The sequence below is a fragment of the Kribbella sp. NPDC048928 genome (genome assembly GCF_043197975.1).
Lineage (GTDB): Bacteria > Actinomycetota > Actinomycetes > Propionibacteriales > Kribbellaceae > Kribbella.
The window spans coordinates 508,299-522,662 of the sequence record NZ_JBICUC010000005.1 but is presented as its reverse complement, the minus strand read 5'-3'; the positions used below and the strand labels follow the sequence as shown (position 1 = coordinate 522,662).

At 70.4% G+C, this 14,364-nt stretch carries 13 protein-coding genes; 8 read left to right on the top strand and 5 right to left on the bottom strand.

What is annotated here, in order from left to right:
• The first annotated feature begins 1 nt into the window (after position 1).
• Entirely contained in the window at positions 2–640 is a 639-nt protein-coding gene (locus tag ACGFI6_RS24595) for a hypothetical protein (RefSeq protein WP_393122270.1), read from the top strand.
• On the opposite strand, the gene ACGFI6_RS24590 is transcribed toward ACGFI6_RS24595, so the two are convergent.
• From ACGFI6_RS24590 to ACGFI6_RS24580, 3 genes are read right to left on the bottom strand one after another with little or no spacing between them, the layout of a single operon-like run.
• Positions 627–2,243 carry an AMP-binding protein gene (locus tag ACGFI6_RS24590; RefSeq protein ID WP_393122268.1) on the bottom strand — a complete coding sequence of 539 codons (1,617 nt, stop codon included), beginning with the start codon at positions 2,241–2,243 and terminating at the stop codon, positions 627–629. The two genes, ACGFI6_RS24595 and ACGFI6_RS24590, sit on opposite strands and share 14 nt — an antisense overlap.
• On the bottom strand, positions 2,240–3,118 hold the full coding sequence (locus tag ACGFI6_RS24585) for an SDR family NAD(P)-dependent oxidoreductase (protein ID WP_393122266.1): 879 nt from the start codon (positions 3,116–3,118) through the stop codon (positions 2,240–2,242). The genes ACGFI6_RS24590 and ACGFI6_RS24585 overlap by 4 nt, the downstream gene beginning before the upstream one ends.
• A gap of 17 nt (positions 3,119–3,135) precedes the next feature.
• Positions 3,136–3,924 (bottom strand): alpha/beta fold hydrolase, encoded by a 789-nt coding sequence (locus ACGFI6_RS24580; protein ID WP_393122265.1) that lies wholly within the window; start codon positions 3,922–3,924, stop codon positions 3,136–3,138.
• 78 nt (positions 3,925–4,002) lie between these two features.
• On the opposite strand from ACGFI6_RS24580, the gene ACGFI6_RS24575 reads away from it, so the two are divergent.
• Positions 4,003–5,130, top strand: coding sequence for a M24 family metallopeptidase (locus tag ACGFI6_RS24575; protein WP_393122264.1), 1,128 nt, complete (start codon positions 4,003–4,005; stop codon positions 5,128–5,130).
• Between the two features lies 1 nt (position 5,131).
• Here ACGFI6_RS24575 and ACGFI6_RS24570 read toward each other — a convergent pair whose 3' ends face one another.
• Positions 5,132–6,094: a GlxA family transcriptional regulator gene (locus ACGFI6_RS24570; RefSeq protein ID WP_393122262.1), complete on the bottom strand. Its 963-nt coding sequence runs from the start codon at positions 6,092–6,094 to the stop codon at positions 5,132–5,134.
• 70 nt (positions 6,095–6,164) lie between these two features.
• On the opposite strand from ACGFI6_RS24570, the gene ACGFI6_RS24565 reads away from it, so the two are divergent.
• From ACGFI6_RS24565 to ACGFI6_RS24540, 6 genes are all read left to right on the top strand, one after another.
• Positions 6,165–7,439, top strand: a complete 1,275-nt coding sequence (locus tag ACGFI6_RS24565) for an MFS transporter (protein WP_393122260.1) — start codon at positions 6,165–6,167, stop codon at positions 7,437–7,439.
• 46 nt (positions 7,440–7,485) lie between these two features.
• Positions 7,486–7,965, top strand: coding sequence for a redox-sensitive transcriptional activator SoxR (soxR, locus tag ACGFI6_RS24560; protein WP_393122258.1), 480 nt, complete (start codon positions 7,486–7,488; stop codon positions 7,963–7,965).
• A 386-nt stretch (positions 7,966–8,351) separates the two neighbouring features.
• The gene (locus ACGFI6_RS24555; RefSeq protein WP_393122256.1) at positions 8,352–10,478 is read left to right on the top strand and encodes a RecQ family ATP-dependent DNA helicase; all 2,127 of its coding nucleotides are present in this window, start codon (positions 8,352–8,354) and stop codon (positions 10,476–10,478) included.
• 32 nt (positions 10,479–10,510) lie between these two features.
• Positions 10,511–11,305 (top strand): GNAT family N-acetyltransferase, encoded by a 795-nt coding sequence (locus tag ACGFI6_RS24550; protein ID WP_393122254.1) that lies wholly within the window; start codon positions 10,511–10,513, stop codon positions 11,303–11,305.
• A 26-nt stretch (positions 11,306–11,331) separates the two neighbouring features.
• Entirely contained in the window at positions 11,332–12,075 is a 744-nt protein-coding gene (locus tag ACGFI6_RS24545; protein WP_393122252.1) for an SDR family oxidoreductase, read from the top strand.
• Positions 12,076–12,095: 20 nt separating this feature from the next.
• Positions 12,096–12,839 (top strand): TioE family transcriptional regulator, encoded by a 744-nt coding sequence (locus ACGFI6_RS24540; RefSeq protein ID WP_393122250.1) that lies wholly within the window; start codon positions 12,096–12,098, stop codon positions 12,837–12,839.
• Here ACGFI6_RS24540 and ACGFI6_RS24535 read toward each other — a convergent pair.
• Complete coding sequence (locus ACGFI6_RS24535; protein ID WP_393122248.1) at positions 12,790–14,358, bottom strand: adenylate/guanylate cyclase domain-containing protein; 1,569 nt, start codon at positions 14,356–14,358, stop codon at positions 12,790–12,792. The genes ACGFI6_RS24540 and ACGFI6_RS24535 overlap by 50 nt on opposite strands.
• Between the last annotated feature and the right edge of the window lie 6 nt (positions 14,359–14,364).

The window sequence follows — 14,364 nt, the reverse complement described above, 5'->3', positions numbered from 1 at the left end:
CGTGTCGTTCTGGATCACGGACAAGGCCCTCGAGTGGGTCGAGGCAGCCGAGTCGGAGGCAGGACAGCCCGCCGATGCCGTGTGGGCGTCGCAGTTGGTGAGCGCCGACCTGATGCGCTGGTCGCGGTGGTGGATCGGCCTCGGCGCGTTCGTGATCGCCTTCTTCGCGGCGGGGACGGCCGGGACGCTCGGCATGGCGCTCCTCGTCGAGAGTCCCAATTACCTGATCGCCCTTGCGGCCCTCCTCGCGGTCGCCGTAGCAGCGCTCGCGGTCTGCGCGGTCGTACTGTGGCGGCTCCATCGGTCCGGACGTCGGCTGGCGCGAGCACTCCGCTGGTGGCTCGCGCTCAGGGCGGGTGTCATTCCTGATCAGGGGATCGCCGGGTGGATCGCGCCGCGGGCCGTGCTGTTCAAGCCGGTCGTGTTCGTGCGCGTCCTGACCGGGACCCTCGCCGGGCTGATCGGGATCTTCGGGCTGACGGCGATCGGTTACTCGGTCACCGAGGAGGCTGTGCTGCTGCTCGCCTCGGTGTCGTGGGGTCTGTTGGGTACGGCCTGCTGCCTCGGCCAGTTCGGGGCAGTCATGCGGCTCGTCTCCGGGCTCGCCGACGCCGATCCGCTCTGGTCTACGGTGCGCTGAGCTTGCTGCGCAGCACCTTGCCGGTGGCGTTGCGGGGGAACTCGTCGAGTACGACGATCTGCCGCGGCGTTTTGTAGCGCGCCAGGTTCGACTTCACGTGGTCGAGGAGTTCGTCCTCGGTCGCGGGCCCGGTGAGGACGACGTACGCGACGAGCCGCTGGCCGAACTCCTCGTCCGGGACGCCGGTGACGACCGCTTCGGCGACCGCCGGATGGGCGGCCAGACACTGCTCGACCTCGACCGGGTACACGTTCTCGCCGCCGGACACGATCATGTCGTCCTCGCGGCCGTCGACGAACAGCCGGCCGGCGCCGTCGAGGTGCCCGAGGTCGCCGGTGCTCATCCGCCCACCGACGACGGTCTTGTTCGAACCGTCGGAGTACCCCCCGAACACCAGCCCGCCGCCCGCGAAGATCCGTCCGGTCGTACCGGTCGGCACGGTCCGGTCTTGATCGTCGAGGATCCGGATCGAGCTGCCCAGGCACGGTCGCCCGACAGTTCCGGGCGCGGCGAGCAGGTCGGCGGACGTCGCGATCGTGGCGATCCCGACCTCACTCGACCCGTACGCGTCGCACAGCACCGGGCCGAAGCGTTCGATGAACCGCTCCGCCAACGGGGCGCCCAGCTGCGAGGCGCCGGAGATCACCGCCCGCAGCGAGTGCAGGTCGTACTCGGCGATCGCGGTCGGACCGAGCTCGAGCAGCCGCCGCAGCAGCACCGGAACCGCGACCACCGAGCCCGCGCGGGTCGCCTCGATGTCGGCAAGCAACGTCGCGGCGTCGAACTGCGGACGAAGGACCAGCGGCGATCCGAGGAACAACGCCAGCATCGAGGTCAGCAACCCGACACCGTGGAACAGCGGCGGAGCGATCGCCATCGGCTCGCCCGCCCGGATCCCGAACCGCTGCAACGCACTCCCGGTCAGCCCGGCGAGCCCAAGCGCGGTAGGTGCGCGGGGTGCCGCCTTCGGCGCTCCGGTGGTCCCCGAGGTCAGCAGTGTGATGTGCCCGGCCCGATCCGGCGCCGGCGCAGGCGGCGCCGTACTCGCACTCAACGCGTCCAAGCACGCGGCCTGAGACGGCAAGGAGGAGACCGAGCGGATGCCTGGCGGTGGCGTGAACTCGGGGTCGTGGACCAGGAGATCCGGCCGATGCCGGTCGAGGACCGCCTGCAGCTGCGGCTGGGCGAACTCTGTGTTCAGGAACAGAACGTCGGCGCCCAGCCGGGACGCCGACAGCGTGGCCTCGACGAACCCGATGTGGTTACGGCACAGCACAGCGACCTTGCTCCCGGCGGTGATGCCGTACTCCGCGTGCAACCCGGCCGCGATCCGCTCGCACCGATCGTCCAGCTCTGCGTACGTGAGCTGATCAGCTCCACAGATCACCGCCGCCCGCTCCGGGTAACGGATCGCCGCGATCACCCCGAGCGCCGCCATCGACTGACCCCAGGTCCGCAACGCCCGCTCGATCCGGACCAGCTGCGCCGGACCCGCCGACCGCCACACTCCGGACCTGATCAGCGCGACCGACAACCCGCCGACCTCGGCCGCGCCGTGCACGAGCCACTCCGGCGGACGCAACGGTGCGATCGGCCGGATCATCGCTTCTTCCCGCCTCCGGTCCGCCGGTAGTACTGCTCGAGCAACCGGTCCGTCGGCACCCGGAGAAGGTTGCCCACGGCATCGGCCGGCCGGACGAACGGCGGCGTGATGTTGTGCGGCCGGTCCGCAACCGCCGTACACACCTGATCAGCGGCCTGCTCCGGTGACAGGCCGGGCAGCTTGTTCAGCAAGGGTGTCGGTTCGCTCATCCGGGTGTGCACCAGCCCCATGTAGACGGTCGACGTGGTCACCCCGTCCCCACGAACCTCCTGCGCCACACATCGCAGCCACACGTCGAACGCACTCTTCGACGCCAGGTACGCCGACCAGCGCGCCATCGGCGGCGTCCGCACACCGGCCGTCGACACGTTCACGATGTGCCCCGACCGCCGCTCGCGCATCGACGGCAGCAGTTCGAGCACGAGCTTGGCCGGGCCGAGGTAGTTCACCGCGTTGGTCCGCTCGATATCGTGGAACCGCTGGTACGTGTCCGCGATCGACCGCCGGATCGACTTGCCGGCGTTGTTCACCAGTACGTCGACGTGCCCGTGCTCGTCGAGCACCGTACGCACCAACCGCTCGACCGCTGCCGGGTCCGCGAGATTAGCCGGATAGACGGACGCCGAGCCGCCGGCGGACCGGATCTCGTCGGCCACGACCTGCAGTTGGTCCTCGGTCCGCGCCACGAGCAGCACCGTCGCACCGGCCGAGGCCAGCCGCCGCGCGGTCGCCTCGCCGATCCCGTACGACGAACCGGTCACCAGGACGACCTTGCCGCGAACGGCTGCCGCCAGCCGTTCGTCGGAGATCCTGGTACGCCCGTTCGTCAGCGCGACGAGCAGCGGCCATCCGACCGGACGCTTCGCAGTCACCATGGCGCCGACATTACCCGCTAGTAGTCAGTCGTGGGAGCCCTCCGCAACCACTCCTTCACCAACGCGCGCAACAGCTCCGGCTGCTCGAGCTGCAGGTTGTGCCCGGCGACATCGAGGACGGCGTACGTAGCGCGTGGGTAGTGGGGGAGCAGGTCGTACTGATCCTCATAGCCGGTCACAGCGTCCTGTCGCCCGCACAGGATGAGTGTCGGACCGACGTACGGCGGCCCGCTCTCCGGCCCGATCGACAACGCCCAGTTGCGCTGGATGCGCTCGAGCGCCGCCTCGTCCGCGACTTCGAGCCCGGGAGCCACATCGCTGCGGTATGCCGCCAGCGCCGCGGCGGACTGGACGACGGCCAGGTCGGTGAAGTCCTCTCCTTCGCGCAGCGATTCGAGCACCCCTGGCTCGGTCCGCAGGACGACATGCTCGGGAAGCCGGCGGTCGGCATGCTTCAGCGTGCCGACCGGGGAGAGCAGGCCGAGGCCGAGAATCTGCTCGGGGCGCTCGGCGACCAGCCCACGTGCGAGGTAACCGCCGTACGACTGGCCGATCAGCAGGAACGGCTCGGTGCCGATGTGTTCGTCGATGAACGCCCGGACGGCCGCCATCATGCCGTCGGAGCTGTCGATGTCACCGGCCGGGCTCTCGCCCATCCCGGGCAGGTCGGGATAGAGCCTGCGGTACCCGGGCAGGTCGGCGAAGACCGGCTCCAGACAACCGGTCATCAGCCGGTGGTCGGGCGACCAGCCGTGCAGCGCGAGGACCGGTGTCCCCGCGCCGAACGCCACGTAGTGCAATCCCATGACAGCTGCCTTCCGCCGTGCCTGCTGTGAGCGAACCAAGTTGTAGCAACCCCTACCGACAGTTCTAGAGTTCAGATCATGGCCCGTCACTCAGCGCTCCCTCCCGTCCCTGATGCCGCCGTTCTTCGAGCTCGCCTGGACCGTGCCCGCGCGACCGCGGCCGGTACGGGTCTCGTGATCGCGCCAGGCTCGGATTTGCGCTACCTGATCGGCCGCGCCGGCGGCTCGTTCGAGCGGCTGACGACGCTGGTGATCCCGGCCGACGGAGCACCGGCGCTGATCGTGCCGAAGCTCGAGGCGCCCGGGTTCGACGGGCTGCCGCTGGCGGATCTCGGCGTCGAGGTCGTCACCTGGGTAGACAGCGTCGACCCGTACCGGCTGGCCGCGGACCGCCTCGGCGGCAGCGAGCGGGTCGCGGTCAGCGACTTCACGCCCGCACTGCACGTGCTCGGCCTCCGCGAAGCCCTGCCGAAGGCGGAGCAGGTTCTGGCCGGGCCGATCGTCCGCGAGCTGCGGATGCGCAAGGACGCCGCCGAGATCGACGCACTCCGGAAGGCCGGCGCCGCGATCGACCGCGTGCACGCCCGCGTCGGTGAGTGGTTGCGCCCCGGCCGGACCGAGGCCGAGGTCGGCGCGGACATCGATGCGGCGATCGTCGAGGAAGGTCACGCCGAGGCCGATTTCGTCATCGTGGGCAGCGGCCCGAACGGCGCCAGCCCGCACCACGCGCTGTCCGGCCGGGTGATCGAGGCCGGTGACGTCGTGGTCGTCGACATCGGTGGACCCGTTGCCGAGGGCTACAACTCCGACTCCACCCGGACGTACGCCGTCGGTACGCCGCGGGACGCCGACGTGTCCGCGACGTACGCCGTGCTGCAGCAGGCGCAACAGGCCGCTGTGGACGCCGTACGGCCGGGAGTGACCGCGGAGTCGATCGACGCGGCGGCCCGCGACGTGATCGCCGGTGCCGGCTTCGGCGAGTACTTCATCCACCGGACCGGCCACGGGATCGGGCTGGACGTGCACGAGGACCCGTACATCGTCGCGGGCAACGACCTCGCGCTGGAGCCCGGCATGGCGTTCAGCATCGAGCCGGGCATCTACCAGGCCGGCCGCTGGGGCGCCCGCATCGAGGACATCGTCGTCGTGACGGAGGACGGCGTCGAGCCGATGAACAAGCAGCCGCACGACCTGGTCGTGCTCTGACTCAGCTCGCGCGGAACGTCTTGCGGTAGGCGAGGGGTGAGACGCCGAGCTCCAGCCGCAGGTGATGGCGCAGTGAGGCGGCCGTACCCAGTCCGGCCTCGTCGGCGACGCGGTCGACCGACAGGTCGGTCGTCTCCAGCAGCTGACACGCGTGCCGCACCCGCTGCTGCAGCAGCCAGGTGCCGGGGGACTGCCCTGTCTCGGCCTTGAAGCGGCGGCTGAACGTGCGCACGCTCATCCGCGCATGCGCTGCCATCGCTGCCAGGCTGATCTCCTGGGCGAGCCGCTCCAGCGCCCACGCCCGCGTCGGCGACGTACCTTCGCTGCCTTCCTCCGGTACGACGCGCTCGATGAACTGCGACTGCCCGCCGTCGCGCCACGGCGGGACCACGCAGTGCCGGGCGGCCCGGTTCGCGACCTCGCTGCCGAAGTCGCGGCGGATCAGGTGCAGACAGAGGTCGACGCCCGCGGCGAGGCCGGCCGAGGTGAGAACGTCTCCGTCGTCGATGAACAGGCGCTCCTCGTCGAGCAGCACCTGCGGGTACACCTTGCGGAACAGCTCGGCGCGCATCCAGTGCGTGGTCGCCGGGCGGCCGTCGAGGTACCCGGCGGCGCCGAGTACGAACGCGCCGGTGCAGATGGAGGCGATCCGGGTCCCGGGGCGGATCGTCGCGAGCGCGGCGGCCAGGTCGTCGGGCAGCGTTCCCTCGTACCGCGGCTGCTGGATGTAGGTGCCGGGGACGATCACGGTGTCCGCCGCGGCGAGTGCCTCGGGGCCGTGGTCTGGGATGATGGTGAACCCGGAGCCGGCCCGGATGGACGCTCCGAGGCCGCAGACGCGGGTGTCGTAGAGCTGGGTGCCGTCGGCCTTCGTGGCCGCGCCGAACACGGTCGGCGGGATGGTCAGGTCGAACCCGACGACCGGCTCGAGCGCGAGCACGGCGATCACATGAGGACCAGACATGGCCATATCTTGACACATGTTGTCAGTCTGGCCACTAGTTCGACCATTGTCGAACCGGCACTCTGGTCCGGTGACGCAGATTGTGGAGACGAAGAAGGCTCCCCGGGTGCACCTGGCCTGGGCGGTCGCGGTGGTCGGGTTCGTGACGCTGATCGGGGCGGCCGGCTTCCGCTCGGTGCCGAGTGTGCTGCTCGACCCGCTGCACGACGAGTTCGGGTGGTCGCACGCGACGATCTCGACCGCGGTGTCGATCAACCTGCTGCTGTTCGGCGGCATCTCGCCGTTCGCGGCCGCGCTGATGGACCGGCTGGGCCTGCGGAAGGTGGTCAGCGGGGCGCTGGTGCTGATCGCGCTGGGCAGCGGCCTGACCGTGTTCATGACGGCGTCCTGGCAACTGCTGCTGTGCTGGGGTCTGCTGGTCGGTGTCGGCACCGGCTCGATGTCGATGACGTTCGTCGCGACGATCACCGGCCGCTGGTTCGTCCACCGCCGCGGCCTGGTCACTGGCATCCTCACCGCGGCCGGTGCGACCGGTCAGCTGATCTTCCTGCCGCTCATCGCGTCGCTGGCCGCCGACTACGGGTGGCGGGTTCCTGCCCTCGTGGCAGCCGGTGCCGCGTTGGCCGTCGTACCGCTGGTGCTGTTCTTCCTGAGGGACTTCCCGAGTGACGTGGGGCTACGCGCGTACGGTGCCCCGGAGGGCAGTACTGCAGGGCAACGGGTGGAGACGACCGGCAGTAGCGCGATGCGAGCGCTGAACGCACTGGCGATGGCAGCGCGGCGGCCGGCGTTCTGGTTGCTGGCCGGTGGCTTCGCCATCTGCGGCGCGTCGACGAACGGTCTGGTCGGTACGCACTTCGTAACCGCCGCCCACGACCACGGGATGCCCGCAACCACGGCTGCCTCGCTGCTGGCGCTGGTGGGGGTGTTCGACGTCGGCGGGACGATCTTCTCCGGGTACCTGACCGACCGGTGGGACCCGCGGTACCTGCTCATCACGTACTACACGCTGCGTGGGCTGTCGCTGCTGGTGCTGCCGTCGCTGCTCGGCCCGACCGCCGCGCCGAGTACGTGGGTGTTCATCATCTTCTACGGGCTCGACTGGGTGGCGACCGTACCGCCGACCGTCGCACTGTGCCGCGAGTGGTTCGGGCAGGAGGGACCGATCGTGTTCGGCTGGGTGTTCGCGTCGCACCAGGTGGGTGCCGCGCTGGCCGCGACCGGCGCCGGAGCGATCCGGGACGCGCAGGGCAGCTACAACCTGGCGTGGTACCTGGCCGGCGGGTTGTGCGCCGCGGCTGCGCTGATGTCGGCGAGTATCAGGCGGCGGTTCGTGACTGCCTGAGTTCGTCCGCTAGCCTCGATTTAAGTTGAGGTTGGAGGGACGGACCATGGACGTCGAGCCGGGTGAACTGACGGTCGGGCAGCTGTCGCAGCGCAGTGGCGTCGCGATCTCGGCGCTGCACTTCTACGAGCGGCAGGGGCTGATCCTCAGTCGCCGTACGTCCGGGAACCAACGGCGCTACAAGCGCGACACGCTGCGGCGGGTCGCGCTGGTCCGGATCGCCCAACGGGTCGGCATCCCGCTCGCCGAGGTGGCCGCGATCCTGAAGCTGCTGCCGGAGAACCGGACGCCGACGCGCGCCGACTGGGAACGCATCTCGGAGTGCTGGCAGGCCGAGCTCGACCGCCGCATCCTGCACCTCGAACAGCTCCGCGACGACTTCAAGGACTGTGTCGGCTGCGGCTGCCTGTCGCTGGACCGCTGCGCGCTCGCCAACCCGCACGACGCCCTCGCCACCACCGGCCCCGGCCCCCGCCGCCTGGTCGCCGCCAACGGCGAGCCCTGCCACCCCGGCAAGTGCGCCTGAGCCACCCCCACCAGCCCTCGCGCCCGCCGGCGCAACCCATCCGCCTCTCACGGGAGTGGATATCCGGCTCTTGTGTCCGATGTGTGGGTGCCGACCACTCCCTCACTGAGCAGTGCACCGGGATCGGGCACAGGATCGGGCAGCGGGATGGGGCGGACAGTTCGACAGGACATGTCGGTCGGTGTCTGGCCGGTGGGTAGTGCACCTGAGCGTGAGTGCGCCGAGCGCGTACGGTGTCTCGAGGTGCACTACCTGTCGAAATGTCCCTGCCCGGCCCGGCCCGGTCGGTTGGTCGGTTGGCTGGTGAACTGGGTGGCGTGTGGGTTATCCACAGGCCTGCGGTGGGCGTGGTGGAATTGGGGGTGCGGACGTCTAGGGTCTTGGGCATGGGTGAGACCGACTCGATGGTGACGCTGACCGAGGACCGCGCGAAGGTCGCGGGGGATGTGATCCGCGCGATCGCGGGCGATGCTGCCCGGTTGCGGCCGGATCAGGAGACCGCGGTCGCGGCGCTGTGCGAGGCGGCCGCGCGGGTGCTCGTCGTGCAGGCGACGGGCTGGGGCAAGTCAGCGGTGTACTGGGCCGCCACGGCGATCCGCCGCTCCGAGGGATTCGGCCCGACCCTCGTCGTCTCACCACTACTTTCGCTGATGCGCGACCAGGTCGCCGCCGCGAGCCGCGCGGGCCTGCGCGCCGCAACGCTGAACTCGAACAACATCGACGAGTGGTCGGGCATCGAGCAGGACCTGCGATCCGGCGGCATCGACGTACTGCTGGTCTCACCCGAGCGCCTGGCGAACCCGGGCTTCGGCCGTCGCGTGCTCGACGGCCTGGCCGGTCACATCGGTCTGCTCGTGATCGACGAGGCGCACGCGGTGTCCGACTGGGGCCACGACTTCCGGCCCGACTACCGGCGCGTGTCCGACGTCCTGCAGAGGCTGAACCCGGACACGCCTGTCCTCGCCACGACCGCGACGGCGAACTCGCGCGTCACGGACGACGTCGCGAAGCAGCTCGGCGAGTCGACCCTGGTGCTGCGCGGTCCGCTCGCGCGCTCCAGTCTGCAGCTGGCCGTGGTGGACGCGCTCTCGCCGCTCGACCGGTTCGCGTGGGTCGTCGACGTGCTGCCGAAGCTTCCCGGCTCGGGCATCGTGTACGCGTTGACGGTCGCCGATGCGCAACGCCTCGCCGCGGTGGTCCAGGAGGCGTACGGCAGTGACGTCCCGGTCGCGGCGTACACGGGCCAGCTGGAGGCGGGCGAGCGGCACAGCCTCGAGGACGCCTTGCGCGACAACAGGTTGAAGGCGCTGATCGCGACGTCTGCCTTGGGGATGGGGTACGACAAGCCCGACCTCGGGTTCGTGGTGCATGTCGGGTCACCGCCCTCGCCGGTCTCGTACTACCAGCAGGTCGGCCGTGCCGGACGCGGTATCGACCACGCGGTTGTGGCGCTGCTCCCGTCGGACGCGGACTCGGGTGTCTGGGACTATTTCGCGACTGCCACCATCCCCGTTCCGGAGAATGTGCAGCGCCTGCTGCGGGCGCTGGAGACCTACGATGCCGAGCAGCCCGCGTCAGTGCCCGCACTGGAGGCCGAGACCGGGCTGCGGCGGACGCGCGTCGAGCTGATGCTGAAGCAGCTCGCGGTGGACGGTGCGGTCGACCGGGTCGAGCGTGGCTGGGTGCGGACCGGCACCGACTGGGAGTTCGACGCGGCACACTACGACGGCATCGTGTCCGTACGCCGGCGTGAAGCTGACATCATGCGCGCCTACACCCGCGGCGATCGTTGCCTGATGCAACTGCTGCAGGAGTCGCTGGACGATCCGTCGGCGGAGCCGTGCGGGCGCTGCTCGGTCTGCCTGGGGGAGCTGCCCGAGCCGCTGGTGGCGCGACCCGAACCGGAGACGGTCGCCACGATCACGCGGCTGCTCCGCGGCGAGGTCCACGTCCTGGAGCCGCGGAAGATGTGGCCCGGCGGAGCTTTCGGCCCGCGCGGGAAGATCCCACCGGCGCTGTCCGCCGAGCCGGGCCGGATCGTCGTGTACGCCGACGCCCCCGAATGGCGGGACGTGCTGCAGGCCGCGTTCAGTCCTTCACCCGCACCTGATGCGGTCGACGCGCTGAAGTCCGGCGCGGTCTCGGCGCTGTCGCGCTGGCGCGGTTCGTGGTCGGCTCGCCCCGATGTCGTCGTACCGCTAGCAGCCGGCGGTTACCCCGACCTGACCGCCGCCGTCGCCGCGCACGTGGCCGAGGTCGGCCGCCTGGATCGCGCCGAGCTGACAGTCGATCGCACAGGCTGGACCGACGACCTGTCCTCCGCCGAGGAGGCCAAGGTCTGGCGTGACGGTCTCCACGTGGACGACGCCACCGGCCAGGCCATCACCGCCCGCACAGTCCTGCTCCTGGTCGACGCCACGTCGTCCCAATGGCCCGTCACCGTAGCCACCGCCAAACTCCGCGAAGCAGGCGCAGCCGCGGTTCTCCCACTTATCATCCACAAACGCCCCTGAAACCTGGTTGACGGCTGAGTGAGGATGAGGGCGTGGAGATCATCAGCCTGGGGTTTCGGACTGACGTGTTGCTGCTCGAGTTGGGTGGCAGCGTGTTTCGGGATGCGGGTGAGTACGTTGTCGTGCGGACGCCGGCGAACCCCGGCTTCTGGTGGGGGAACTACCTGCTCTACCGGACGCCGTTCGGGCCGGGTGACGTCGAGACCCGGGTCGACGAGTTCCGGCGCGAGTTCCCGGAGGCGAAGCATGTCGCGTTCGGCATCGACACCATCGACGGTGTCGCCGGGGATCCGGGGACGACCGACGAGTTGAAGGCGGCCGGCTTCCAGGTCGAGCCCAGCGTGGTGATGACCGCGGAACAGGTGGTTGCTCCGCCGCATCCGAACGAGCAGGCGACGTACCGGTTCCTGGCCTCGGACGACGACTGGGAGCAGCTGTACCACCAGAGCCTCGCGTGCGCGCAGATGACGGTGGACGCCGACTACGAGGAGTTCACCCGGCGCAAGCTGGCGCGGCTGCGTGCGGTGGTCGAGGCCGGGCACGGGAAGTGGTTCGGTGCGTTCGACGGGGACCGGCTGCAGAGTTCGCTCGGCCTGTTGTTCGACGGCACCGGCCTCGGCCGCTTCCAGAACGTACAGACCTCGCCGGAGGACCGCGGCCGCGGCTTGGCCGGCACACTCGTGCACCACGCGTCGACGTACGGATTCGGCAGCGCGGAGAAGCTCGTGATGGTGGCGGACCCGAAGTATCTCGCGATCCGGATCTATCGCTCGGTGGGCTTCACCGACACCGAGACCCAGCTCGGGGTCGTCCGTCCGCCCGCGTGAAAGAGCCCGCGTGAAAGAGTAGGTCCATGACGGACGGACGCGGGGTTGTGCTGGTCACCGGTGGCAGTCGGGGGATCGGTGCGGCCGCCGCACTCGCCCTCGCCGCGGACGGCTGGGACGTCGGCGTGAACTACCGCACCCAGGCCGACGAGGCCGCGAGCGTGGTGAAGGCGTGCGAGGAGCGCGGCCGGCGCGCGATCGCGGTCCAGGCCGACGTCGTCGAGACCGACCAGGTGGAGCGCCTGTTCGAGACGGTCACCGCGGAGCTCGGTCCGATCGGTGCCGTGATCAACAACGCCGGCGTGGTGTCGCCAGCCGGACGAGTCGCGGAGTACGACACCGAGCGTCTCGACCGGGTGTTCCGGGTCAACACGCTCAGCGCGTTCCTCGTCGCCGGTGCCGCTGTCCGCCGGATGTCCACCGCGTACGGCGGCAACGGTGGCGTGATCGTCAACATCTCCTCGCGGGCCGCGGTGCTCGGGTCAGCCGGCGAGTACGTCGACTACGCGGCGAGCAAGGCGGCCGTCGACGCGCTCACGACGGGCCTCGCGAACGAGGTCGCGCAGGAAGGCGTCCGCGTCGTCGGCGTCCGGCCGGGCCTGATCGAGACCGAGATCCACGAGCCCGGCCGTCTGGACCGGCTAGGAACGACACCGCCTCTGGGCCGCCCCGGCACAGCAGCCGAGGTCGCCGAAGTCATCGCCTTCCTCGCCTCGGACCGCTCCTCCTACATGACCGGCACCACCGTCGACGTGTCCGGCGGCCGCTGACCCGGCATTCCGGCAGGGAGGTGTGTAGCGTGGGTTTGCGGCCGGTTGATCTTGCGCGGCGGGCGGGCGTGTCTACGCAGCTGGTGCGGAACTACGAGGCGGCGGGGATCTTGCCGTCGGCGCCGCGGTCCGAGAGCGGCTATCGCCAGTACGGGCCTGAGCATGTGCAGGCGCTGTTGGCGTACCGCGCACTCGCACCCGGCTTCGGCGCGGAGACAGCCACCGAGATCATGCGCGCCGTCCACGACGGTCACGAGGCACTCGCGTACCGGCTGGTGGACGCCGCCCACGCCGCACTCCACGAGCAACGCCTCGCCACGGATGCGGCCAGCGACGCCCTCGCGGCGCTGGCCGCCGAGTACGTCGACGAGCAGCCGGTCACCGGCCCGTCCTTGCTGGTGGGGGAGTTGGCGCACCGACTCGGCATCCGCCCGTCGGCGCTCCGCGTGTGGGAGTCCGCCGGCCTGCTGTCGCCGACGCGCGAACCGGGCACGAAATACCGCCGGTACGGTCCCGAGGAGGTCCGCGACGCGCGCATCATCCACATGCTCCGTCAGGGCCGGTACTACTTCGAGCAGATCAGGCCCGTCCTCGACGGACTTCGCCGTACCGGCAGCACCGAGGCGCTCCGCGACGCGATCGCCGAACGCCGGGCCGCGCACGACCGCCAGACCGAAGCGATGCTGTACGGCGCCGCGCTACTGCACGAGCTGATCACTGCGGCATCGCAAGACGCGTCGGCATCGACCGCCCCCGCACCGTGACCAGCTCGGTCTGCCGCCACTGCTCAGACTCGCCCGGCTCCGCCGTCTCCACCGCGGTCATCGACGCGATCAACCGGCCGGGCGCGGTCTTCGCCAGCTCGCTGAGCCGCGCCGCTTCGTTCACAGGGTCGCCGATCACCGTGTACTCGTGCCGCCGCACATCGCCGACCGTACCGGCCACAACGATGCCGGCCGTGATCCCCAGCCCGGCGGTTGCTTCCGGCAACTCCTCGGCCAGCCGCCGCGCCAGCTCCCGTCCGGCGGCCAGCGCACTGCCCGCGGGATCGGACAGCTCGGCCGGCGCGCCGAAGATCGCCAGCGCCGCGTCGCCCGCGAACTTGTTCACGAACCCGCCCTGCCGGTCCACCTCGGAGACCACGATCGCGAAGAACCGGTTGAGCAACTGCACCACCTCGGTGGGCGGGCGCTCAGCGGCCAGCTCGGTCGAGCCGACGAGGTCGACGAACAGCACCGCCGCGAACCGCTCCTCGCCGCCGAGCTGATCCTTGCTCAGCGCTTCCCGCACCACGCCGGGCCCGACGTAACGCCCGAACACGTCGCGGATCCGCTCGCGCTCCCGCAGCCCCTCCGCCATCCGGTTGAACCCGGCCTGCAACGACCCCAGCTCGGTCCCGTCGAAGACCGGGATGTTCACGTCCAGCCGGCCCTCACCGATCAGGCTCAGTGCGTCCCGTACCGAACGGACCGGCGCAACGACGGACTTCGCGGACAGCCAGGTGAGCAGGCAACCGTTGCCGAGCGCCACGAGGCCCAAGGCAAGGATCACCACGGAGAGCCGGGTCGTGGTGACGTCGCCCTCGATCAGCGCCAGTACGGCGGCCAGCATCAGGCCCGCGACCGGTACGCCGGAGCCGACCGCCCAGAAGAACACGGTCCGCGCCTTGAGACCGGCCGCGAGCAGCCGCCGCGGAGGTGGTGAGTCGACCAGTGCCCGCGCGGCGACCGGGCGCAGTGCGAACTCGGTCAGCAGGTACGACACCGAGCAGGTGATGATGGCGCCGTCGATGACCGTCAGCGCGACCCGGAGCGCGTTCTCGGGCTGCAGCAGCACCGTCATCACGGTGAAGAACACCGCTGCGACCAGCCAGAGCAGCACCTCGATCAGGGTCAGCCGGAGCGGCAGCTGCAGCGTCGCGATCTGCTCTTGGCGGGTGGCCGGCCGTTCGAGCTCGATCCAGCGGGTGACGCGCCGCGTGAGTCGCGTACTCCAGACGCAGCCGATCGACATCGCCACCAGGAAGTAGGCCGGAATCACGATCGCGTCGATGAGCTGGAGCTGGTCGACCAGTGACGGACCGGGCAGCACGAAGACGGCCAGGACGAACACGACCAGCGCGCCGATCAGGTTGGTCCCGATCGAGAACGTGGTCATCAGGATCTGCAGGCGGACCCGCAGCCGGCGGGTGCTCTGGTTCGCCGGGCCGAGCAGCCAGGAGCCGAACGGGCGCCGTTTGAGCACCAGTTCCGGATTTCCGTGAGTCGTGCCCTGGCTCGTCATGGGGCC